This window comes from Pseudomonas emilianonis (genome assembly GCF_023072625.1).
Lineage (GTDB): Bacteria > Pseudomonadota > Gammaproteobacteria > Pseudomonadales > Pseudomonadaceae > Aquipseudomonas > Aquipseudomonas paraveronii.
This window is the reverse complement of the sequence record NZ_JAKNRV010000022.1, coordinates 1-22,299: the sequence shown is the minus strand read 5'-3', so window position 1 is coordinate 22,299 and position 22,299 is coordinate 1. Positions and strand designations below refer to the sequence as shown.

18 protein-coding genes and 4 pseudogenes are annotated in these 22,299 nt (G+C 60.1%); 10 read left to right on the top strand and 12 right to left on the bottom strand.

The features are described 5' to 3' along the window. Positions 1-103: 103 nt before the first annotated feature. Both L9Z73_RS04880 and L9Z73_RS04875 read left to right on the top strand, forming a co-directional pair. A complete protein-coding gene (locus tag L9Z73_RS04880) occupies positions 104-715 on the top strand; it encodes an FMN-dependent NADH-azoreductase (protein WP_247396925.1) in 612 nt (203 codons plus the stop codon). A gap of 229 nt (positions 716-944) precedes the next feature. Beyond that, positions 945-1,982, top strand: a complete 1,038-nt coding sequence (locus L9Z73_RS04875; protein ID WP_247396922.1) for an alpha/beta hydrolase family protein — start codon at positions 945-947, stop codon at positions 1,980-1,982. Here L9Z73_RS04875 and L9Z73_RS04870 read toward each other — a convergent pair. The 3 genes and pseudogenes from L9Z73_RS04870 to L9Z73_RS04860 form a co-directional block, all read right to left on the bottom strand. Beyond that, positions 1,976-3,151: an MFS transporter gene (locus tag L9Z73_RS04870; RefSeq protein WP_247396920.1), complete on the bottom strand. Its 1,176-nt coding sequence runs from the start codon at positions 3,149-3,151 to the stop codon at positions 1,976-1,978. The two genes, L9Z73_RS04875 and L9Z73_RS04870, sit on opposite strands and share 7 nt — an antisense overlap. 164 nt (positions 3,152-3,315) lie before the next feature. After that, positions 3,316-4,902 carry an ABC-F family ATPase gene (locus L9Z73_RS04865; protein ID WP_247396919.1) on the bottom strand — a complete coding sequence of 529 codons (1,587 nt, stop codon included), beginning with the start codon at positions 4,900-4,902 and terminating at the stop codon, positions 3,316-3,318. Positions 4,903-4,922: 20 nt separating this feature from the next. Next, positions 4,923-5,245 (bottom strand): annotated as a pseudogene (locus L9Z73_RS04860) (site-specific integrase); the annotation flags it as partial. Positions 5,246-5,460: 215 nt separating this feature from the next. On the opposite strand from L9Z73_RS04860, the gene L9Z73_RS04855 reads away from it, so the two are divergent. Next, positions 5,461-5,832: a DUF4156 domain-containing protein gene (locus tag L9Z73_RS04855; protein ID WP_345894154.1), complete on the top strand. Its 372-nt coding sequence runs from the start codon at positions 5,461-5,463 to the stop codon at positions 5,830-5,832. Positions 5,833-6,691: 859 nt separating this feature from the next. On the opposite strand, the gene L9Z73_RS04850 is transcribed toward L9Z73_RS04855, so the two are convergent. Continuing rightward, entirely contained in the window at positions 6,692-7,930 is a 1,239-nt protein-coding gene (locus L9Z73_RS04850; protein ID WP_247396918.1) for an MFS transporter, read from the bottom strand. Between the two features lie 151 nt (positions 7,931-8,081). Between L9Z73_RS04850 and L9Z73_RS04845 the strand changes: the two genes are divergently transcribed. Next, positions 8,082-8,894: a class I SAM-dependent methyltransferase gene (locus L9Z73_RS04845; protein WP_247396917.1), complete on the top strand. Its 813-nt coding sequence runs from the start codon at positions 8,082-8,084 to the stop codon at positions 8,892-8,894. A 136-nt stretch (positions 8,895-9,030) separates the two neighbouring features. Here the strand turns inward: L9Z73_RS04845 and L9Z73_RS04840 are convergent, their stop codons facing one another. Continuing rightward, on the bottom strand, positions 9,031-9,417 hold the full coding sequence (locus L9Z73_RS04840) for a TIGR03067 domain-containing protein (protein ID WP_247396916.1): 387 nt from the start codon (positions 9,415-9,417) through the stop codon (positions 9,031-9,033). A gap of 375 nt (positions 9,418-9,792) precedes the next feature. Here L9Z73_RS04840 and L9Z73_RS04835 point away from each other — a divergent pair, with 375 nt between their 5' ends. Both L9Z73_RS04835 and lpxO read left to right on the top strand, forming a co-directional pair. After that, positions 9,793-11,136: an LPS O-antigen chain length determinant protein WzzB gene (locus tag L9Z73_RS04835; RefSeq protein WP_247396915.1), complete on the top strand. Its 1,344-nt coding sequence runs from the start codon at positions 9,793-9,795 to the stop codon at positions 11,134-11,136. Positions 11,137-11,396: 260 nt separating this feature from the next. Beyond that, positions 11,397-12,296, top strand: a complete 900-nt coding sequence (gene lpxO, locus L9Z73_RS04830) for a lipid A hydroxylase LpxO (RefSeq protein ID WP_247396914.1) — start codon at positions 11,397-11,399, stop codon at positions 12,294-12,296. An 18-nt stretch (positions 12,297-12,314) separates the two neighbouring features. Here lpxO and L9Z73_RS04825 read toward each other — a convergent pair whose 3' ends face one another. Beyond that, a complete protein-coding gene (locus L9Z73_RS04825; RefSeq protein ID WP_247396913.1) occupies positions 12,315-12,458 on the bottom strand; it encodes a hypothetical protein in 144 nt (47 codons plus the stop codon). A gap of 13 nt (positions 12,459-12,471) precedes the next feature. Next, positions 12,472-13,005 (bottom strand): annotated as a pseudogene (locus L9Z73_RS04820) (DNA polymerase ligase N-terminal domain-containing protein); the annotation flags it as partial. A gap of 240 nt (positions 13,006-13,245) precedes the next feature. On the opposite strand from L9Z73_RS04820, the gene L9Z73_RS04815 reads away from it, so the two are divergent. Beyond that, positions 13,246-13,563 (top strand): hypothetical protein, encoded by a 318-nt coding sequence (locus L9Z73_RS04815; RefSeq protein WP_247396911.1) that lies wholly within the window; start codon positions 13,246-13,248, stop codon positions 13,561-13,563. A gap of 22 nt (positions 13,564-13,585) precedes the next feature. Further along, positions 13,586-14,743, top strand: a complete 1,158-nt coding sequence (locus L9Z73_RS04810; protein ID WP_247396908.1) for a PQQ-dependent sugar dehydrogenase — start codon at positions 13,586-13,588, stop codon at positions 14,741-14,743. A gap of 60 nt (positions 14,744-14,803) precedes the next feature. Here L9Z73_RS04810 and L9Z73_RS04805 read toward each other — a convergent pair whose 3' ends face one another. Next, the gene (locus L9Z73_RS04805; protein ID WP_247396906.1) at positions 14,804-15,283 is read right to left on the bottom strand and encodes a DUF1348 family protein; all 480 of its coding nucleotides are present in this window, start codon (positions 15,281-15,283) and stop codon (positions 14,804-14,806) included. A 53-nt stretch (positions 15,284-15,336) separates the two neighbouring features. Then, positions 15,337-15,900 carry a TetR/AcrR family transcriptional regulator gene (locus tag L9Z73_RS04800; RefSeq protein ID WP_247396905.1) on the bottom strand — a complete coding sequence of 188 codons (564 nt, stop codon included), beginning with the start codon at positions 15,898-15,900 and terminating at the stop codon, positions 15,337-15,339. Positions 15,901-16,024: 124 nt separating this feature from the next. On the opposite strand from L9Z73_RS04800, the gene pssA reads away from it, so the two are divergent. Both pssA and L9Z73_RS04790 read left to right on the top strand, forming a co-directional pair. After that, positions 16,025-17,368 (top strand): CDP-diacylglycerol--serine O-phosphatidyltransferase, encoded by a 1,344-nt coding sequence (gene pssA, locus L9Z73_RS04795; RefSeq protein WP_247396903.1) that lies wholly within the window; start codon positions 16,025-16,027, stop codon positions 17,366-17,368. A 147-nt stretch (positions 17,369-17,515) separates the two neighbouring features. Beyond that, entirely contained in the window at positions 17,516-20,965 is a 3,450-nt protein-coding gene (locus L9Z73_RS04790) for a hypothetical protein (RefSeq protein ID WP_247396901.1), read from the top strand. Here L9Z73_RS04790 and efeO read toward each other — a convergent pair. From efeO to L9Z73_RS04775, 3 genes and pseudogenes are all read right to left on the bottom strand, one after another. Beyond that, a complete protein-coding gene (gene efeO, locus L9Z73_RS04785) occupies positions 20,962-21,780 on the bottom strand; it encodes an iron uptake system protein EfeO (protein ID WP_247396898.1) in 819 nt (272 codons plus the stop codon). The genes L9Z73_RS04790 and efeO overlap by 4 nt on opposite strands. A 15-nt stretch (positions 21,781-21,795) precedes the next feature. Further along, positions 21,796-22,176, bottom strand: a pseudogene (locus L9Z73_RS04780) (Dyp-type peroxidase); the annotation flags it as partial. Next, a pseudogene (locus tag L9Z73_RS04775) lies at positions 22,174-22,299 on the bottom strand (hypothetical protein); the annotation flags it as partial. The pseudogenes L9Z73_RS04780 and L9Z73_RS04775, both read right to left, overlap by 3 nt.

The window sequence follows — 22,299 nt, the reverse complement described above, 5'->3', positions numbered from 1 at the left end:
GTAGGACGAACTATCGCATTTCAACTACCTTATCGGCTATTGGTTTCATGCGTAGGATTAACACCATCTAATCCGCAGCACTGATCCTATTTGGAGCTTCCCCATGAAACTGTTGCATATCGATTCCAGCATCCTCGGCGACAACTCGGCTTCGCGCCAGATCAGTGTCGGCGTGGTCAAGGCCTGGCAAGCGGCCGAGCCGGGTGTGGAAGTGACTTACCGTGACCTGGCCAACGAAGGCATCAACCACTTCTCTGGCGCAACCTTGGCTGCATTGGGCACGCCAGCCGAATTGCGCGACGCCGCGCAGCAGCGCGAAGCCGACCTCAGCGCGTCGACCCTGGCTGAATTCCTCGCCGCCGACGCCGTGGTCCTGGCCGCGCCGATGTACAACTTCACCATCCCGTCCCAGCTCAAAGCCTGGATCGACCGCATTGCCGTGGCCGGCCAGACCTTCCGCTACACCGAAGCCGGGCCGGAAGGCCTTTGTGGCAACAAGAAAGTCATCATCGTCTCCACTTCCGGTGGCCTGCATGTTGGCCAGGCAACGGGCGTGGCCCACGAGGAATACTTGAAAGTGATGCTGGGCTTCCTCGGTATCACCGACATCGAATTCGTCCGCGCCCACGGCCTGGCGTATGGCGATGAGTTCCGTAGCAAGTCCCTGAGCGACGCCAACGTTGTCATCAACGAACAATTGTTCGCCGCCGCGTAAGGCTTGTGTAAATTTCGCTGTTGCTCGGTTTCAATCTGAAGCCGGGCGCCTAAACTCTGTATTCTGCTCGCCTGAACGCGACCGGAGTACGGAGTTTTTTCGTTGGCCCGCTGTCTTTACTTTGGCCCAGGTTATGCACGCATGGGTTTATCACTCGGTGCGAGTACCCAGAACCATGGACATCTTAAATAGACATGCCGGTTATCGCGCAGCAAAGGTGGACATCCTCATGATGCGTCTTTGTGCTGTTTTGGTTCTTTCCCTGCTCGGTAGCCTGGTTTCAGTGCATGCCGCCCCTGCGCCGCACCCGCATTGGAGTGTGGGCTTTCACCGCATGAGTTTTCTCGACCCGCTGGATCTGCAGCCGATGAAGGCCGTCGCGTTCTATCCGTCTACCGACCCTGAGCACACCACCCAGGTGGGTGGGTATCATGTGGCGGCGACGGAAGATTCGAAGATCGCTATCGGCCGTTTCCCGATGCTGATGCTGTCCCATGGCAACACGGGTACGCCGCTGGCCCTGCATGACCTGGCGACCTCCTTGGCGCGCAAGGGTTTTGTGGTGGTGGCGGTGCTGCATCCCGGCGACAACTACAAGGATCACAGCCGCCTGGGCACGGTGAGCAACTTGTATGGGCGGCCGATCCAGATTTCCGAAGCGATCACTGCGACACTGGGCGACCCGATGCTGTCACCGTTCGTCAACGTCGACCAGGTAGGCGTCATCGGCTATTCGGCCGGTGGCGAAACCGCGTTGATCCTGGCGGGTGCCAAGCCCGATTTCGCGCGCCTGCGCCGCTATTGCCAGGAACGTCCGGAAGATCGCGACGCCTGCACCACCAAAGGCGAGCTGGTGGTGGACCGTGATGACCTGCAGCCACAAGCCGATCCACGCATTCACGCGTTGATGTTGATGGCGCCGCTGAGCTTGATGTTCGGCCGCCACACCCTGGCCGACGTCCACGTGCCGGTGCTGCTCTATAGCGGTGATGGCGACAAGCTGGTGGCTGTGGACAAGAACGCCGCCGCTTTGGCGCGCAAGCTGCCCGAGCCGCCGGACTTCAAACTGCTGGCCGGGGCCGGGCATTTCGTGTTCATGGCGCCCTGCGACAGCGCTCAACTGGCGCTGATGCCGGCGATCTGCACCGATGCCGATGGCGTCGACCGCGAAGGCATTCACCGCGATCTGAGCTCCGAAGCCGGGCGCTTTTTCACTCAGACCCTCGGGCGGTCCACCCGTGCCGGCTTGCAAACGGCGGATCAGTAAGCGCGACGCTTGAGCAGCAAGGTCACGCCCAACGCAGTGAGCGACAGCAGCGCCGCGCAGAAGAAGATCCAGCCGTAGCCGAGGTTCAACGCCACCGCGCCCATCAATGGCCCGGCAATCGCCAGGGCCAGGTCGAAAAACACGGCGTATGCACTCAACCCCGCGCCACGGCTGCTGCTGGGCACTTGCTTGATCGCTTCCACGCCCAGCGCCGGGTACACCAGGGACAAACCAAAACCCGTCAGCCCTGCACCGACCAACGCCACGCCGGTAGACGGCGCGAGCCACAACAGCGTCAGGCCCAGGGTCTCGATGACCATGCAGGCAATCGCCGCCCTGAAGCCACCAAAGCGGCTGATGGCTGAGATAAACACCAGGCGCGAAACGATAAAGCACACGCCAAATACCGTCAGGCAATAGGCTGCGCCTTTCCAGCCGCGATTGAGGTAGTACAGGGTGATAAAGGTGGTCAGGGTGCCGTAGCCGATGGACGCCAGGCACAGGCTGGCGCCAAACGGTGCGATACGGCCGAATACCGCCCAGAACGGCAAGCGCTCGCCGCGCACCACCGGCACCGATGGTTTATTGCGGATCAGCACCAGGCCCAACGCCGCTAACACCGACAGGGCGATACCGAGGCTGCTGTAGCCATATTCGGCGACCATCACCACCCCCAGCGGCGCACCAATCGCGATGGCGCCGTAGGACGCGATGCCGTTCCAGGAAATCGAGCGCGCCGTGTGCTCGGCGCCGACCTGGCCCATGCACCAACTGATGGTGCCTACGCCAATCAGGCCCTGGGCCACGCCGAGCAACAAACGACCGACGATCAGGATGCCCAGGCTCAACAGCGGCAGGCTTTGCAGCAGTGTCGCAAGCAACGTCAATATGCCACTGACCAGGATGCCGGCCAGGCCCAGCAGGATCGCGCGTTTGGTGCCCACGGTATCGGACATGCGCCCGGCCATGGGGCGACTGAGCAGGGTGGCCAGGTATTGCGAGCCGATGGTCATCCCGGCCACCACCGCACTGAAGCCCAGTTGCTCATGCACATAGCCCGGGATCACCGCGATCGGTAGGCCGATGCAGAGAAAGGCGATGAAGCTATAGAAGACGATGGAGACGATCTGCAGGGTGATCGACACTGAGCTGGGGGCGGCGGCAGACATGAGCACTCGTTCGCGGGAGGGCGGTGAGGGCATCATCGCAAGGGCTTGGGAGAAAAGGAAGCAGGCTAAGTATTAAACCGGCTGACCCGTACAGATACAAAAAGCCCCATCACAGTGGACGGGGCTTTTTCTTGTCGCTTGGCGCTAACAGCTAATCGCTGTGCTTAAAACACCACGCCTTGGGTGCGCAGGTAATCGTCATAGGTGCCGCTGAAGTCGATCACGCCGCTGGCGCTCAACTCGATGATGCGGGTGGCCAGGGACGATACGAATTCACGGTCGTGGCTGACGAAGATCAGCGTGCCTGGGTAGTTTTCCAGCGCCAGGTTCAGCGCTTCGATGGATTCCATGTCCAAGTGGTTGGTCGGTTCGTCCATGATCAGTACGTTCGGCTTTTGCAGGATCAGCTTGCCGAAGAGCATGCGACCTTGCTCACCACCGGAGATGACCTTGACCGACTTGAGGATATCGTCGTTGGAAAACAGCATGCGGCCCAGGGTGCCGCGGATCACTTGCTCGCCCTGCGTCCACTGGCCCATCCAGTCGAACAGGCTCATGTCGTTTTCGAAGTCGTGGGCGTGGTCCTGGGCGTAGTAGCCCAGCTCGGCCGCGTCGGTCCACTTGATGCTACCGGCATCCGGCGTCAGTTCGTTGACCAGGGTGCGCAGCAGGGTGGTCTTGCCGATACCGTTCGGGCCGATGATCGCCACGCGCTCGCCGGCTTCAACCTGAAAGCTGAAGTCCTTGAACAGCGGCTTGCCGTCGAAGCCTTTGGCCATGCGATCGATGATGACCGCTTGGCGGTGCAGCTTTTTGGTTTGTTCGAAACGGATGAACGGGCTCACACGGCTCGAAGGCTTGACCTCGGCCAGTTGGATCTTGTCGATCGCCTTGGCACGGGAAGTGGCCTGCTTGGCTTTCGAGGCGTTGGCCGAGAAGCGGCTGACGAAGGATTGCAGTTCGGATATCTGCGCCTTTTTCTTGGCGTTGTCCGACAGCAGTTGCTCGCGGGACTGGGTCGCCACGGTCATGTACTCGTCGTAGTTGCCCGGGAACAGGCGCAGCTCGCCGTAGTCCAGGTCAGCCATGTGGGTACACACGCTGTTCAGGAAGTGACGGTCGTGAGAGATGATGATCATCAGGCTGGAGCGCTGGGTCAGGATGTTTTCCAGCCAGCGGATGGTGTTGATGTCCAGGTGGTTGGTCGGTTCGTCGAGCAACAGCACTTCAGGGTCGGAGAACAGCGCCTGGGCCAGCAACACGCGCAGTTTCCAGCCTGGGGAGACTTCGCTCATCGGGCCGAAGTGCTGCTCCAGGGGAATACCCAGGCCCAGCAGCAGTTCACCGGCGCGGGATTCGGCGGTGTAGCCGTCCATCTCGGCGAACTCGGTTTCCAGCTCGGCCACGGCCATGCCATCTTCTTCGCTCATTTCCGGCAGCGAGTAGATGCGATCGCGCTCGGCCTTGACCCTCCACAGCTCTTCGTGGCCCATGATCACGGTGTCGAGCACGGTGAATTCTTCGTAGGCGAACTGGTCCTGGCGCAGTTTACCCAGGCGCACATTCGGCTCCAGCATGACCTGTCCACCGGACGGCTCAAGGTCGCCACCGAGGATTTTCATGAAGGTCGACTTGCCGCAACCGTTGGCACCGATCAAACCATAACGGTTACCGGCGCCGAATTTGACCGAGACATTCTCGAAGAGCGGCTTGGCGCCGAACTGCATGGTGATGTTAGCTGTGGAGATCAATTACTTTACCTATCAATAGCTTAGGGTGCGCTTATTTGAGCTGGGACCAATTTGGGACCAATCTGGAGCGCTTCCAATTCGCTCCAGTCCGAGCTTGAGTTGATCCAACGCGCATAAGTCGAGAGCAGCATCTGCGCACTATGGCCGAGCTGCTGGGAAATGAAGGCGGGGTTCATGCCAGACATAATGCATATTGTCGCATAGGTGTGACGACAGTTGTATGGCGGTTGACGACGGATGTTCAACGCTTTTGGTGTTGGAATCCATTGCTGCGTAGGTCGGCCGTCTGACTCGCGTACTCCGAATGCGTCGACGGCGGGAAAATCAACGGCGTTTCAAGCACCGTCCGAGCAAACATCCGCACGCTTCGCTTATTTGGGGGGAGGGCGCCGTGAGGGTGGGAATGGTGCCTTCGTTCGTACAACCATTGTTTACAGATTCACAAGCAAAAATTACTTATTAATACAGTTCCTGTTCCAGCAAAACTTGATACTGCACAGGCTTAAAGCCCTAGCAGGTTATCCAAAAGGGCAACGTCATTTTGGTAAGACAGGAACCATGTCCATGCATCTCCCTCGCATCCTCATTAGTGTCAGTTTGTCCACTGTGTTGCTTGGACTGATAGGTTGCGCACCTACGGCGATAGTGGGGCCCGCCGCCAATACCGTGCGCGTCACTCATAACGAACCTGGTGCCGAGTGCCAGTTCTTGGGAGATGTTACGGGCAGTCAGGGCGACTTTCTGCTCGGTAGCATCACTGGGAACGCGAACCTGGAGACCGGAGCCCGTAATGATCTGAAAAATAAAGCTGCAGCGATGGGGGGCAATCGGGTTTATCTGCTCACTGAGCGAGCGGGCCAAACCGGTTCGGACAAGCGATTGGAGCAAACCAACGTAACCCTTTCAGGAAACGTTTATCGCTGCTCTTGACGGTGAACCTGATCGGGTGAAACAAACGTGGAATAGGTGCGACGTTCTTGTGGCAGGGACGTCCACCTAAGGCCGCATCGGCACACTATGGCCCAACTGCAGGAACATGAAGATGGGTTAGCGCCAGGACAACAAAACGCCACATTCAAGTAATCAGCGGAGGGGCCGATATACCTGTATCTCATACACTATGATCGGGTGTGTAACATGATTGTTAATATTAACAGCTCATCCTCGGTACCCATGGCACAAGCGGCTAGCATCAGCGACGATAGCACCAAGCCTGCCGCTTCAAGCAGCACGGCCGCTAGCTCCTAAGCGAACGCTAAAACCACAGCGGGCGCCGGTGGGCAGTCTGCCTCGGGCACCCAGCAATCCGATACCGTAAAAGAGCTGAAGAAACAAATTCAGAAGCTACAGAAGCAACTTCAACAGCAGCAGCAAGCTTTGCAGAAGGTACAGTCCAGCAACCAAAGTGCTGAAGCCAAAGCCGCTTCTGCAGCATCGGCGCAATCGCAGATTGCTGCCACTTCGGCTGCGTTGCAGACAGCGACCTCTGCTTTGCTGCAGGCCGTAACCGCTGAAGGTGGCCAAAGCTCCGGATCGGTGATCAACACGACGGCTTGAGGGTAAGCGCAGCACACGTTGCTGAGTCAAGAAAGGCACGCTTATGCGGGAGCAACTTTTTAGTTGCGCTCCTTAGCTGCGTGCGCGTGAAAACGTCCTTCAGGGCGCATTGCCGGCGCGATAAGAGATTCTCTTCGTAAGCGTCCGCATGCCGTAGGCCGTCTGATGGCATGGCGAATGGCGACGCTCGACAGCGTCGCGCTCGGTTGCAGGCATCGAGAGCGAAAATGCTTCAGGCGACACTGGTGTGGCACGCGAAAGCGGGTTTCTCCAACGTCTCCGGCATGGCCAGCCATAACAGCGCCAATGCCAGCGTCGCGACGCAGGCGAGGGTCAGGAAGGCGGCGTTGTAACCGGCCTGTTGCACCACAAAGCCGGCCAGGCTGCTGCTCAGTGCCGCACCCAGGCCAAACACCGTGGACAGTGCGCCCAGGCTGACGTTGAAGCGCCCGGTACCCTGGGTCAGGTCCTTGACGATCACCGGGAACAGCGCGCCGAAAATGCCGGCGCCGATGCCATCGAGCATCTGCACTGCCACCAGCCAATAGGGGTCGCTGGACACGGTATAGAGCACGCCGCGCAGTGGCAGAATCATGAAACCGGCCAGCAGCAACGGCTTGCGCCCCCACACGTCCGCCTTGGCCCCCACCAGCCAGGCCATCGGCACCATCACCAATTGTGCGGCGACGATGCAGGCCGAGGTCAGCGGCGTGGCCATTTGCAGGTCGATCTGTGAAAGCTTCTGACTGACCAGCGGCAGCATTGCCGCATTGGCCAGGTGAAACAGCGCGCAACAGATGGCGAACATCAGCAGCGGGCGGTTAGCCAGTAGCGCCTTCAGCCCGGAAGGCTGCTCATGGTCGCTGTGGTGGGCGGGGTCGAAGCCACGGGCGACTTCATGGTCGATGGCCGCCGCCGATACGCAGCAGACCGCGACGATACTGGCGACCGCCATAAACGCCATCAGGTAAAACACCACCACCGGCCCGAACAGATAAGCCAGCCCGCCCGCCAACAGGGCGGCCACGGCATTGCCGGCGTGGTTGAACGTTTCGTTGCGTCCGGTCCGGCGAGTGAAGGCGCGCGGCCCTGTGATGCCCAGGGAGATCGCCGAAATCGCCGGGGCGAACACGGAAGCGGCGACGGCGCTGGCCGCCTGGGTCAGCGCCACCCAACCGAATGTGCTGACGTAGGGCAGTACCAGGCAACTGGCGGTCACCAGTAACGCGGCAACCGCGATCACTGCACGTTTACGGCGTGTTCGATCGATCAGCGCGCCGGCCGGGCCTTGGGCCAACAGTGCCGCGATGCCTGCCAGGGTCATGACCACGCCGATGCTGGCCGGGTCCCATTTATGTACCGCCAACAAGTAAATCGCCAGGTACGGGCCGAGGCCATCGCGGACATCCGCCAGAAAGAAATTCAGGCTGTCCAGGGACAAGGTGGTACGCAGGTCAGAATGATGGGGCATGGTGATCTTCGAGCGCGGCGTTTAGGGACTGAATATTTGATGGGGTAATGACCTATGGGTCTCGAAATAAGTTCGCCCCTCCGAGGGTTTCATCTGACAGGCAATTGGCTTACTTTCCATAGCTCGCTGTAACTGACTCTCTGGAGATGCAATGGACATGCCCTCAGCCCAGCAGGCGATTGCCAGCAACAAGCACGCCTGGGACGAATCCGCCAGACTGCACAAAGACACGGATACCTGGAGGGCGCTGCTGGACTCGGTCGCCGAACCGGGTTTTTCGTGTCTGGATCCGACCCTAACCGCCTTGCTGCAAGACGTCGGTGTTGCCGGCAAGGATGTGGTGCAACTGTGCTGTAACAATGGGCGCGAAAGTTTGTCGTTATTCGGCCTGGGCGCACGTGCGGTAGTGGGCGTGGATCAATCCAGCGCCTTTCTCCAGCAGGCCCAGGAACTGGCCGTGCGTTCACCCCACAGCCCGGAGTTCATCGAAACCGATATCCACCATCTGCCCGAGCGCCTGCATGCACGCTTCGATATCGCCTTGGTCACCATCGGTGTATTGGGCTGGATGCCGGATGTAGCGCTGTTCATGCGCCAGGTCGCCACAACGCTGAAGCCCGGCGGCACCCTGGTGATGTACGAAACCCACCCGTTCCTGGAAGTGTTCGACCCACTGGCGGCCAATCCGCTGCTGCCGGCCAGTTCGTACTTCCAGCGTGAGCCTTTTGTGCTGCAAGAGTCGATCGTCTATGAAGGGCTGGGCGCTGTCGAGGGGCCGACGTCCTACTGGTTTGTACACACCCTGGGCTGCGTGGTCAGCGCAGCGATTGCGGCGGGGTTGCAGATCGGTCATCTGCAAGAGTACCCGCATTCAAATCGCGAAGAACTCTATGACCAGTACGAGGATCAGGCGGCCCAGTTGCCGCTGTGTTTTACCCTGACGGCGACCAAGCGCCTTCCCTGAAGAGTCTTTCGCGTAAAAAAAAGCCCGCCGGGGGAGGCGGGCTAAGGGATTCACTGGAGTAGGTAGGCTTCACCCTATAGACCGGAAAGTGAAGGCCCTGTGAAAATCCCGTCGCAAGTTCAGATGGGCGCGGGGTTCAGGATCGACGCACAAATGTGCGCATTGTCTGCCCGGGGCCGGTACTGAAAGTACGCGGTCGCGGCATGCCTTCATCCGCTGCGATGAACACGAATTCGTCTCCTTCCAGGCGGTAGCTGGCCTGCAGTGCCTTGCCCGCGTCGTCACCCATGGCATCGATCCAGGTGATGCTTTTGGGAAGGGTGGTGCTGTCCAGGAAGAACCGGCCGGCCAATAGGCGCTCGCCGTCAACGGTGAGCACTTCAAAGCGATCACCCGTAATGGTGGTGAGCGCGCCGGGGGCGCTATGGGCGTCGGCGGGGTTGAGCACGCCGCTGTCTTCGAGCGAGATCTGTTCCCAGGCGCCTTGGAGGGCGTGGTAGTCCGGATCGGAAATGGCTGTCATACAAATTCCTTTTTGTTGAGGTACATAGGCTGAATAGGGCGACCGAATGCTCAGAACAAGCGCGGTATGCACAGGTTCATCTGTAGGATACTTCGTGTTATCAGTCTTTTATCTCGAATTTTCCCTGTACCAGCAGCTATTTAACAAACTTTTGACTACTCTTGTGACAAGAATATTCCTACTTGATGAACGCCCGTGGCAACGATCGCTTTGATGAAGGGAAACAAACTTTAATAGTTTGGAATTTTTCGTCTGGCTAAGTGGTCATATGGCGATTGGTCGGCCTACTCTGTGGGTTTTAGGGCGTTGTTCCTAGGATTGTTTAGGTCTTTGGAGGTGATGGCCGTTTAGTATCATTTTTAAGGTGCTTTCATTTTGAATCGAACTTCCCCGCATACTGCTTCTAGCTCTTCGGATGAAATCGACCTGCTTGAACTGTTTCACTCGATTTGGCAGCAAAAAAAACTGGTAGTGGGGTGTACGGTTCTGGCAGGCGTGCTCGGAGTCGGCTATGCCTTCCTGGCGTCGCGGACATATGAGGTCAGTAGTGTCTTGCGCCCGGCGGCTATCAATGAACTGGATGCGCTGAACCGTTCCGAAGTCTACAAGTTGCCACCTGCTGATGCGTTATCGAAGGTGGGCTCGAAGTTGGACTCTTATGAGGCGCGGCTGGGCTTTTTTAAATCCCATGAGCAATTGTTCACTGCATTCCAGAAACCCGGGCAAAGCCTGGAGCAGAGTTTTGAAGACTTCAACCGCAACTCGGTCAAATTGATTCTGCCGGACCCGAAGAAGGCAGACTCGTTGAGCAGTTATATCCGCCTGGAGTTGCAGTACCCAGCCGATGTGGACGGTGTGGCGATTCTGAACGGCTTTGTCGACTACGCCATTGCGGCGGAGCGCTCACAAGTCGGTGCCGACCTCAAGGTGATCGTCAATAACCGCATGAATGAACTCAAAGGCAAGATTGACGCCGCGCGCGCCAACTACGATACCGATAAAGAATCGAAGATCGCCAAGCTGTTGGAAGATGACCGACTCAAGCGCGCCCAGTTACAAGATGAACTCAGTGCCCTGCGCCTGCAGATGAAAATGGAGCGTAACAACCGCCTGGCGGAATTGTCGGAAGCCATTGCCATCGCCAAGTCCATGGGGATCAAGACACCGACCACGCCATCTTCCATGGCGGATGCGTCGCGCGGCGGCTCGAGCCAGGTGATGCGCACCGAGGTCAACAACCAGAAGATCCCGCTTTACTTCCTCGGCACCGAAGCGCTTGAGGCCGAGCGCGTTGCGCTACAGCAGCGTACCAGTGACGACTTCACCAACCCTCGCGTCGCCGAGATCGGCAAGGAGTTGCAACTGCTGGAGGTCAACCGTGAGGTTGAGGTTCTGCGCAAGCGTGGAAATGAAGATATCTTTCTGCAGGATGTTGAACCGCTTCGTTCCGAAGTTGCGCGCTTGCGCAACCTCAACATCGACATGAGCAGCCTCAAGCTGGTCACCGTCGACCGGCGCGCCCAGGAGCCACTGGCCCCGATCAAACCGAAAAAAGCCTTGGTGATCGCCTTGAGCCTGGTTGCGGGGTTAGTCCTCGGTTTGTTCGTCGCACTGGTCCGCCATTTTGTGCTGACCCGGCGCGAAATTGTGCCTTATTCGCCCTTGGAAGACGGGCGCTTTTCCCGTCGTGAGCGCAAGGATGATCAGCCGCTGCTGTAACGTTTAACGCGAGAGGGCTTGTCCCATGACAAGCCCGCATGTCTCCCTCCAAATACAATCAGTGGACAGCTTTTCACAATTCTTAGTTAACGTTTGGTTACAAATTGTGGCTAAATATTGGCTGATGGCTATGTGCCGGACGGTTAGCCGTCGGTCGTGCCGCCGGTGTTTGAATTGTGATTTCATGTGCTGCTATCCAACCTCGGCCGTTGTGGGCACGCAGGAGCAGCCTGTTTTCTTCTGACTTGTGACCAAATCCATTGAAACTTATCATTGTTGTCCTCTACGTTACCTCCATTGCGTATGTCCACCTGCGTGGCCGGGTGCGGCATAAACTGAGCCGCCAGCTCAGCGATCACTCCACGTTCCTGGCGCCCGTCAACTGTTTTCTCTACCTGTTCTCCAAGCTGCGCAGCCGACCGTATCTCTCGCCCAGCGACTTCCCAGACCTGAGTCCACTGCAGGAGCATTGGGAAGAAATCCGCGAGGAAGCCCGGAATCTGATGCAGGCGGGCGCGATCAAGCGTTCGGACCGATACGACGACGTGGGTTTCAACTCGTTTTTCAAGTCAGGCTGGAAGCGCTTTTACCTGAAATGGTACGGCGACAGCCACCCCTCGGCGATGAAGCTGTGCCCGCGCACCACCGAGTTGCTGCAGAGCATCGGCTCGGTCAAGGCCGCGATGTTCGCGGAGCTGCCACCGGGCTCCAAGCTGGTGCGCCACCGTGACCCTTACGCTGGCTCCTATCGCTACCACCTGGGCCTGGACACCCCCAACGATCCGGGGTGCTACATCAATGTGGATGGCGAGAACTACTCCTGGCGTGATGGCGAGCCGGTGGTGTTCGACGAGACCTATATCCACTACGCGGAAAACGCCACCCAGAAGAATCGCATCATTCTGTTCTGTGACGTCGAGCGGCCGATGAAGTACCGCTGGGCGGCCGCGTTCAACCGCTGGTTCAGCCGCACTGTCGTGGCGGCTGCAGGCTCGCCCAACGACGCAGGCGACAAGACCGGCGGCCTGAACCGTGCGTTTACCCGCTTGTACAAAATCCGCCTGCGCGGCAAGGAACTCAAGAAGCGCAATCGCACGCGCTACTACCTGGAAAAGTGGGCGATCTTCGCGGTGTTTGCGCTGATCTTCATCCTGATCTGAGGCTCGAAGCGGCGCGACTCACTGCGGTGGCGTCGCGCCCAACGTGTCCCACATCTTCTTGCTGAGCTTCTGCCGATTGGCATAACCCGCCCACGGATTCTCCTTCAAACCCTGCAACCGCTGTTGCAGGTTGGCGACCGTCCACTGCTGGGCGCCACGCAATCCCTTCAACTCATCGCGACTGACCGGCACCGACACCGGCAGGCCCGGGCATGGGCCTGGCGTTCCCCACGCAGGTACCGCTGAGCACGCTCTGGGGCTGGGCTTCGGTGATGTCGTAGTCGCTGGCCGGGCGGGCGTGCCGGTCCTTTTCCTTGATCAGCAGCCACTGTTCCTTGTTGCCGCTGCCTTTGAGGTGGGTGCGTACCAGGGCCCAGTCGCCTGAGAGTTTTTCGCCGACGAGGGTGAACTCCAGTTTGCCGGCGGCGTAGGTGGTGTGTGGATCGTCGTGGGGTTGCCAAATGCCGCGGTCCCAGACGATCACATCGCCAGCGCCGTATTGGCCGGCCGGAATGCGGCCTTCGAAACTGCCGTAGCTCAAGGGGTGGTCTTCGACCTGCACCGCGAGGCGTTTCTGGCTAGGGTCGAGGCTGGGACCCTTGGGCACGGCCCAGCTCTTGAGTACGCCATCGAGTTCCAGGCGAAAATCGTAGTGCAGATTGCGCGCGTCGTGCTTCTGGACCACGAACGTCAGCGCAGGCTTGCGCGCCTCGCTGGATTCCAGGTCTTCGATCTTGCCTGCTTTGGCCTTCTTCATAACCAGAACCATGATGTTGTCTTGAGTAAAGGCTGTGTTCCGTTGACTCGCAGGGCTCGGCGAAAGTTTCGGCGGGCGGATATCCAGACAGAACCTGTTACACCTGATGAGAAACTATTTAGTTACCAAAGCCGAACCCAAAGCGTAGCGTGGTATCGAAAGCACGTATTCCTCGCCCTAAGAGGCTTTGTCATGATCACCCGTGTGCGACATCTTGCAGCGTTGGCAATAGGCCTGGCACTCGCAGCCGGCGTTCAGGCGCAAAACCTGCCCGGCAACAGCAACTCGAACAATAGTCCGATCCACCGCGCCAATCCCAACAGTATGCAGGGCACCCAGCCCAATGCGCCGGCGGTTCGCGGCATCCAGACCGGGCCGACCACGCGCACGCCGACCCTGGAAAACGGCGGCATCGGCAATCGCTATCCGCAACGCGAGGCTGCTCCCAGCCGCCCCGCGACCGAAACCAAAGCCCCCGCGGTTGACGCCAACGGCAATCGCCGGCCTTGAGTGCCGGTAAGGACCCCGCCTTATGTTTCTACGCCAAACCATGCTCGCCGCATGTTGCGCAAGCACCTTATTGTCGCTGACGACGGTGTATGCCGCCGAGGCCCAGCAATTTCCCAGTGAACAAGGCAGCATCAGCGCCACGCCGATCGCCAAAGGCCTGGATCACCCGTGGGCTGTGGCGTTTTTGCCGGACAAACAAGGCTTTCTCGTCACCGAGCGTCCCGGCCATCTGCGGGTCGTCAGCCCGGACGGCAAGTTGTCTGCGCCGCTGACCGGTGTGCCGCAGGTCTGGGCCAAGGGCCAGGGTGGATTGCTCGATGTGGCGCTGTCGCCAGACTTCAAGCAGGACCGCCTGGTGTACCTGTCGTATGCCGAAGGTGGCGGTCAGGGCGGCACGGCTGGCACCGCAGTTGGCCGCGGGCGGTTGGCGGATGACCTGAGCGGTTTGCGCGACTTCAAGGTGATCCTGCGCCAGGAGCCCAAGCTCTCCACCGGCAATCACTTCGGCTCGCGCCTGGCCTTTGACCGTGACGGCTATCTGTTTGTCAGCCTGGGTGAAAACAACGACCGGCCCACCGCCCAGGACCTGGACAAGCTGCAAGGCAAGGTGGTGCGGATCTACCCGGACGGCCGCGTGCCGGATGACAACCCCTTTGTCGGCCAACCGGGCGTGCGCCCCGAAATCTGGTCCTACGGCCAGCGCAACCCACAGGGCCTGGCGCTGAACCCGTGGAGCGGTACGCTCTGGGAAAACGAGCACGGGCCGCGTGGCGGCGATGAAATCAACATCATCGAGCGCGGCAAGAACTACGGCTGGCCCTTGGCGACCCACGGTATCAATTATTCGCTGACGTCGATCCCCGAGGCCAAGGGCAAAGCGGTGGAAGGCACCGTGGCGCCACACCACGTGTGGGAGAAATCCCCGGCTATCAGTGGCATGGCGTTCTACGATGCAGACCGCTTCAAGGCGTGGCAGCACAATCTGTTCATTGGCGCACTGGCCAGCCAGGAGCTGATTCGCCTGCAGTTCGATGGCGACAAGGCGATCCATGAAGAACGCTTGCTGGGCGGCTTGAATGCGCGGATTCGCGACGTGCGGCAGGGGCCGGATGGCTTTTTGTATGTGTTGACCGATGAGGATGATGGGGTGTTGTATCGAGTGGGCCTGAATCAGGACTGAAAACTTCGGTAACCCCACGTGGAAGCAGGCCGGCCGGCTCCCACATTTGCCCGCCCCTGGCTATAAGCCCAGCTCCGACAGCCCCGGATGATCATCCGGGCGCCGCCCCAGCGGCCAGTGGAACTTGCGCTCGCTGGCCTTGATTGGCATGTCGTTAATGCAGGCAAAGCGGTTGGCCATCAAGCCGTGCTCGTCGAACTCCCAGTTTTCATTGCCATAGGAACGGAACCAGTTGCCGGAGTCGTCGTGCCATTCGTAGGCATAGCGCACCGCGATGCGGTTATCGCTGAACGCCCACAATTCCTTGATCAACCGGTAATCCAACTCCTTGGCCCATTTGCGGCTGAGGAAGTCTTTGGCTTGTTCACGGCTGTAGGCAAATTCGGCGCGGTTACGCCACTTCGTGTCCAGGGTATAAGCCAGGGACACCCGATGCGGGTCGCGGGAGTTCCAGCCGTCTTCGGCCAGGCGGACTTTTTCGATGGCCGACTCGCGGGTAAACGGCGGCAGGGGCGGGCGTGTTTCTGCAGGGGATGACATTGGGCAGCTCCTTAAAACAATAAGGGTTGATCGAAAGTGCGAGGCCTGCGGGTTTAAAGTCCCAATACCGTTCGTGCGATGCATTGCGCCGTATCCGCCGCGGTTGCGTCGCCCGTCACCAGGGCCACGGTAATCGCGCCATCGATCAGGATCAGCAGTTGCGCGGCCTGCTGTTGCGGGTCGGGCGTGCCATGGGCTTGACACAGTTCGAGCAGGTACTCGAAGAGTTTGTGTTTATGCGCCTTCGCCAGCAGGCGTACCGGGGCTTGCGGGTCGCCGGTTTCGCCGCTGGTATTGATGAACGCGCAGCCGCGAAAGTCGGCCGAACCGAACCAGGCCTTGAGCGCGCTGAACAGTGCGAGCAGGCGCTCGCCGCTGTCGTCACAGCGTTCCACCTCGGTGCGCAGCCAGTGCATCCAGCGCGCGTCGCGACGTTGCAGGGCAGCGATCACCAGTTCGTCCTTATTGGCGAAATAGCGGTAGATGCTTTTTCTGGAAACACCGGCGGTTTTCACCAGGAAGTCCATGCCGGTGGCGGCGATGCCATGGCGATAGATCAACTTCTCGGTAACGTCGAGAATGATGTCGCGGGTTTCGTTGTGATTTATATCGTTCATGCCGAGAACAGTAGAACGATCGTTCTACTTGGTCAATCGGTATTTTACATGCCGCGCAACGAGACCTGAGCACCCCCATGGTGTAAGCTCTGGACCTCTTCGGATTCGACCCATTGCGAGCCTTATGCCGTCGTTCTTCAAACGTTCCCTGTTGCCCAAACTGCGCGGTTTCCCACTCTCCACCGAGGCGATTGAGGTGCTGTCCGGCGCCGCTGAGTTTCGCCGTTGCCTGCTGGAGAAAATTCCCCAGGCCACCCGGCGTATCTACATCGTCGCGCTGTACTTGCAGCAGGACGAGGCAGGGCAGGAGATCTACGACGCCTTGCACGCGGCCAAGGCGGCACGCCCGGAGCTGGACATCGTGGTGGTGGTCGATTGGCTGCGCGCTCAGCGCGGGTTGATCGGCGCCGGTAAACAGCCGGGCAACAGCGCCTGGTACCAGGCCATGACCCAAAGCCATGCCACTGAGGTGCCGGTGTACGGCGTGCCGGTGCAGACCCGCGAACTGTTCGGCGTATTGCACCTCAAGGGCTTTGTGATCGATGACAGCGTGTTGTACAGCGGCGCCAGCCTGAACAACGTGTATTTGCACAAGTTCGACAAGTACCGCTTCGACCGTTACCACCTGATCCACAGCGCACCGCTGGCGGATTCGATGCAACACCTGGTGGAGCACGGGCTGATAGCGTCCAAGGCCGTACATCGCCTCGACTTGCCCAACCCGCCGACCACCCGCAGCCTGCGCAATGATATCGGCGACCTGCGCAGTCGCCTCAAGCACGCCGCCTACGACACCACGACCGGCCAGTTGCCCAACGGCCACCTGTCGGTCAGCCCCTTGCTCGGTGTCGGTAAGAACAATCCCTTGAGCCGGGTGATCCTCGAACTGATCGCCAGCGCCCAACATCAACTGACCATTTGCACGCCGTACTTCAACCTGCCGCTGCCGGTGACCCGGGAAATCAACCGCGCCCTGGCGCGCGGGGTGAAGATCGACATCATTGTCGGCGACAAGACGGCCAACGACTTCTACATCCCGCCCAGCGAGCCGTTCAAAGTGATCGCGGCCCTGCCGTACCTGTACGAAATCAGCCTGCGCCGCTTCGCCAAGCGCCATCAGCGGATGATCGACAGCGGCCAGTTGAACCTGCATCTGTGGCATGACGGCGACAACACCTACCACCTCAAAGGCATGTGGGTCGACCAGCGTTATACCTTGCTGACCGGCAACAACCTCAACCCGCGCGCGTTCCGCCTTGACCTGGAAAACGCCTTGTTGATCGATGACCCCAAGAGCGAGTGGCTGGAGCCCAGGCGCACGGAGCTGGCGCAGATTTTCCAGCACACCACGCGCATCGACGGTTATCAGCAGTTGCAGACCCTGGTGGATTACCCGCAAGCGGTCGGCAAATTCCTGCGTCGCGTCAGCCGGGTGCGGATTGAGCGGTTGCTGTATCGCATTCTGTAACACGGGGATCGCGCAACGAACTCTCTTGCTGCCTTCAAAGCCTTGAGAGTTCGCCTACACGCAACTGTGACCCAGGCGGGTATGTTTTCTCTCGACAGTTCTTAAGGACAAGAACTCTTGCCATTCACTGGTAGAGAGGAAGTAGAAATGTCACCCGTCTCCCCAATCCTTCATGCCCATACCTCAATTGCGCCGCCGCTGACTGTTGCGCCAGCGCCGATTGGCGGCCCTGTCCCCGAGACTGTTGTGCGCACCCGGCGCGCGGCGGTGCCCGATCTACCGGCCAGTACGGTCCCACAATGGACCTTGCCGCCGGCGCCGGTAACGTCGGCGGATGCCGATCGTCAGTTACACACCGCGTTGATTACCTCGGCCTTGCGTCAGTTGCCGGACTCGACAGTTCCGATTCCCCATGGCGCCACGATTTATGCAGGTTTCGATGCCCTGCGCAGTGCCTTCAATACTGCCGAAATGCGGGCCTGGATCACCAGCAAAGGGCTGACCCTTGATACCGTCGTGGTGAAACCTGACTCGATCAGTGGTTGGGTCGTCGATAACGGCGTAGCGACACAAAAGACCTTCACGCTGAGCGACACGTCCGGCTGGTGGCAGGTCAGCGCCAGGTTGCGCGCTGCCGCTGCCGCCTTGGATGTAACCGGCAATGGGCTCGCGTATGTGCATCCAGAGAGCGAAGGCTTGTCGCGCAACGCGGTCTTGCACGGGTACGGCGTCACCCCGCCGAACACTGCCGATGAACTGGGGGCGGTGCGCCAGGCGCTTTCGACAGCGGACTGGTCAGCCTTGTCGGCGCAGGTAAAAGGGCGTCTGGAACAACGCACCCTGACCGCCAGAAAAGCCATCGACGTCATGGACGAGCGCGCGCATCTGGCGGGCAGCTTGAGTGAACGCGTGCGTCACCTATCCGATGAGGACGAGGTGCTGCTGTCCGGCGTGCAAACGCCGATCAGCCACACCTCGTCGCTGGCGATTGACGGCGCCGACAAGGCAGCGGTCAGCGAGGTGCTGGCGTCCCATGGGTTGCCGGTGCCGAAGACGGCGGGGGACGTGCGCAATATCCTGCGCTGGCTCGACGCTGCGCTGCCGCCGGCGCCGGCCCTTGGCGATTACGCGCCATTGATCCCGCGCCAGTGGGCTCCTGGGGCATTGTCCGACGCCGATAAGCGTTTCGTGGCTGAGTTGAGCGATGACGACACCCCTGGCAATAAGCCCGCGCTGAACCTGTTGCGTGTCCTGGATATCCGCGGGGTGCTTGCGCTCAACACCGCCGGCACCTTGCGTGCCGACGCCGATCGCTTCCTTGACGAGGTCCTGAGCAGCCCCGTGGTGTTGAACTGGGGCAGGGCCGTGGCGCGTAACCGAGATTTCCAGGGCGCGTCCGGCTCCGATCAACTCTCGACGCTCGAAGCCAAGCAGTGGGTACTGGCGGCCATCATGCTGCAAATCGATCCCGACGCCCCGGGGCGCCCCGGGACGGTTGCCGGTTATGACATCTATCAACCTGCCAACAATGGCCGGACGCTTGCCTCGGTACGCACCGATATCGAAACGCACCTGTGGAAAAAAACCGCGCTGGACCCCAAGGTTGCGCCCCTGTTAGCTCACCTGTTTGTGGCCGCTGCCGCCCCCGAGTTTCTGATTCGGGATGTTCCATCCACGCTGCGCATGGGCTCCGCAGAATGGGCGGACTTGCGCCTGGGGGTGACCTTTGCCGAGCGTCAAGGCGGCACCGGGAGCTCGCGCGCGATGAGTTACCAGGAGGTCATGGCGCTTGCCCGGTTGGATCCGCGCAATGCGGACGAGGCGGCAGTATTGGATAACCACGGTGTCGATGTATTGCTCGACTGGGGCCTGATGCAGGGGATCTACGCCAAGACGGCAGACGGTCGCTATACACCGCAGCACTACCAGCAAGCCCGCGAAGCCTTTCAGGCCCAGCGCGAGCAACTCCTGCAAGCCCTGATGACGTTCAAGGCACCGCTGCCGACACGCCGGGATCAGGCGACTGCAAATTTGCAGAAGGTTTTCCCGGCGCTCAGCGGCCCACAGTTGCAAGCGTTGAAGGTCCACATTGCGGACCCGGACGAGCGCCGTAACATGAAGGTGTCGGAACCCAAAACCCGTTCGCTGATCGAGACCTATATGACAGGCGATCTGGTCAGAGACCGCTGGATGTTGCTGGAGGCTGACACGCCTGGCGTCGCTGGCGGCGCAAGAACGCCCTTTTCAAACGCACGCCCCAGCCGCGCCGAACAAGCCGCCATCGTAAAAAACGTGCGCGCCTTGAATGCCAAGATCAACCGCTTGCCGAGTCTGCCGGGGCAAGTGGCGAGTGAAGTCGACACCTACCTGGGGAAGCTCAAGCAAGGGTTGGGCACCACCACCAAAAGGATGCTTGCGAACTTGCCCCTGGCTGATCGCCAGGCCCTGGAATATGGCACCGTCGAGCTGTTTGCCCTGCGCGAACACGTCGACGGGGTGCCCACGCTGGACCAGACATCTGCGCAAGTCGAAGAGCGCCGAGGGCGCAAAGGCACGCTGATCCGCTGTGACTACAACGGGGTGATCAGCTACTTTGAAGTGTTCCCGGCCAAGATGCTGATCGTTAAGCGCGAGGATTTGCCCGACCAACTGACGCTGGGTGGCACCCTCCAAGAGACGCAGCGAACCTACGGGCGTTGGGCGCCCTCGACGGTTCGGTTGCAAAATGGCGCAGTGGAACCGTTCGATTTCACCGCCTACACCACCGACGCCTTGCCCCGGTCGGGCGTGTCGTCCCCCGGTATCATTATCGAGCGGTTGGGCGACACTTTGCCGGCCGCCCCTGTGTCCGCGGATGGCAGCGTCCAGGCGGCGGTCCCCAACAGCTTTGCGTCGCCGCGCAGCCAAGCGATTGTCGACCGGATCATGCAGGGCAATTTCATTCACCACCGCGACAGTGTGCTCAAGTATGCCCAGGGCCAATTGCCCCTTGAGCAACAGCGGGAAGTGTCGCAACGCAACGACAGCATTTTGCTCAGTATGATTCCGTTTGTCGGGGCCATCGTGGACCTGGCCAAGGGCAATATCATCGAGGGCACGCGGGGGTTGTTGATCGATACTGTCGGCGCGTTTCTAGGCGGCGCAGGGGCCTCGGTGCGCGCGTTGGTCAAATCCACAAAGGCGGTTGCGCCCTTTGGTGCCAAGGCTTTTCGCGTGGTGGAAAAGGGGGTGACCGTGGTCAGCGCGTTTTTGAATCCGATCGATGGCGCTGCCGATCTGCTGGTCAATGGTGCAAAAGGTGTGCTCGCCTTGCCCCATGTGTTGAGCCGCGTGCCGAATGTCTCGGCGTTCGCGAACATGCTTGTGGCGCAGGAAAAGCTCCGCGCCTTCTTTGGCGTGCGAGCGGCGTTGGATCGTTCCACGGCGACCCCGAATGGCTCGCCGCAGTCCACAGCTCATCAAGGGCACAATCATGGCGTGCCGGTTCGAGCGGTGCAGGCGGGCGAGCATTGGTACGCGGTCAATCCGCAGAACGGCTTGGCGGTCGGTACACCGCTGGACGGGTACCGACGGTTGGGCGAGGCCTCAATGGCTTAATTCAGGCCGAGTTTGCCGCGCAGGGTCGACAGGTCTTCGGCCAGGGTATTGACCGGGCCCACCAGGGCTTTACGGTCGTTTTCCTTGACCTTGTCATAGGTCTGGAAGCCGCCATCCGGGGTCTTGTACTTGGCCAGGATCGTGTCCACGCTGGCGAAGTTCTTGTCGACTTTGGCCAGGAAGGCCTTGTCCTGTTTCTCGATCTGGCCGCGGAACAGATCGACGATTTTCTTCGCGCCGTCGATGTTGCCCTGGAAGTCATACAGGTCGGTGTGGCTGTAGCGGTCTTCCTCGCCGGAGATCTTGGTGGCGGCGACTTCTTCGAGCAGGGCTGCGGCACCGCCCACGACTTTTTCTGGCGGGAAGGTCAGGCCGGCGACCCGGGTCTGCAGGTCTTTGACGTCCTTATTCAGGCCGTCGGCCAGGGCGCCGAGGCCTTGGGTGGTGTTCTCGGCGAACAGGCTGTACTCGATGCGGTGAAAACCGGTGAAGTCATCGGCCTTCACGCCTTTTTCGTGGTCGTCGACACGCGAATCGATAGAGGCATCGAGGTCGCTGAACAGCTCGGCGATCGGCTCGATGGCCTCATAATGTACGCGGGTTGGCGCATACAGCCGCTTGGCGGTGGCCAGGTCGCCTTTTTTCACCGCGTCGGTGAACGCCTGGGTCTGGGTCGCCAGCTCGGCGATTTGTTCGGTGACGTAGATCTTGTAGTCCGACACCGGGCCTACCAGGTCCAGCGGCGCCGTGGCGGCGAAGGCAGCCAGGGGCGAGAGGGTGATTAACAACGACAGCGCGAGAGTCGACTTCTTCATGGGACGGTTTCCGCTTTAAGTGTTGGCAGGAGGTTGAACGTGCGTTGCAGCAAGTAGCGTGCGCCCGATGAAATCCTTCGGTCCCGTCGCACCCGGCAAGGTGAAGAAATACCCGCCGCCGACTGGCTTGAGGTACTCCTCCAGGGGCTCGCCGTTGAGCCGGGTTTGTACGCTGATAAAACCTTTCTCCAGGTCAGCCTGGTAGCAGATAAACAGCAGCCCCATGTCCAATTGACCGTTTTTGTTGACGCCGTTGGAGTAGTTGAACGGCCGGCGCAGGATCAGGTTGGCTTGGGTCTGCGGGGTGCGCGGGTTGGCCAGGCGGATATGGGCATCGAGCTTGGTCAGCTTGCCTTGCGGGTCTGTGCTGTAATCGGGGACTTGGGCTTCGTGCTGGCAGACGAACAGGGTGGTGAGGATGATCCAGTAGCCCTGGGAGGCGTGGATCGCATGCAGCGTGCCATAGCCGATGGTCAACGCGAGGGCCAGGCGTAAGGCGTGGCGGAACAGCAGCGAGGT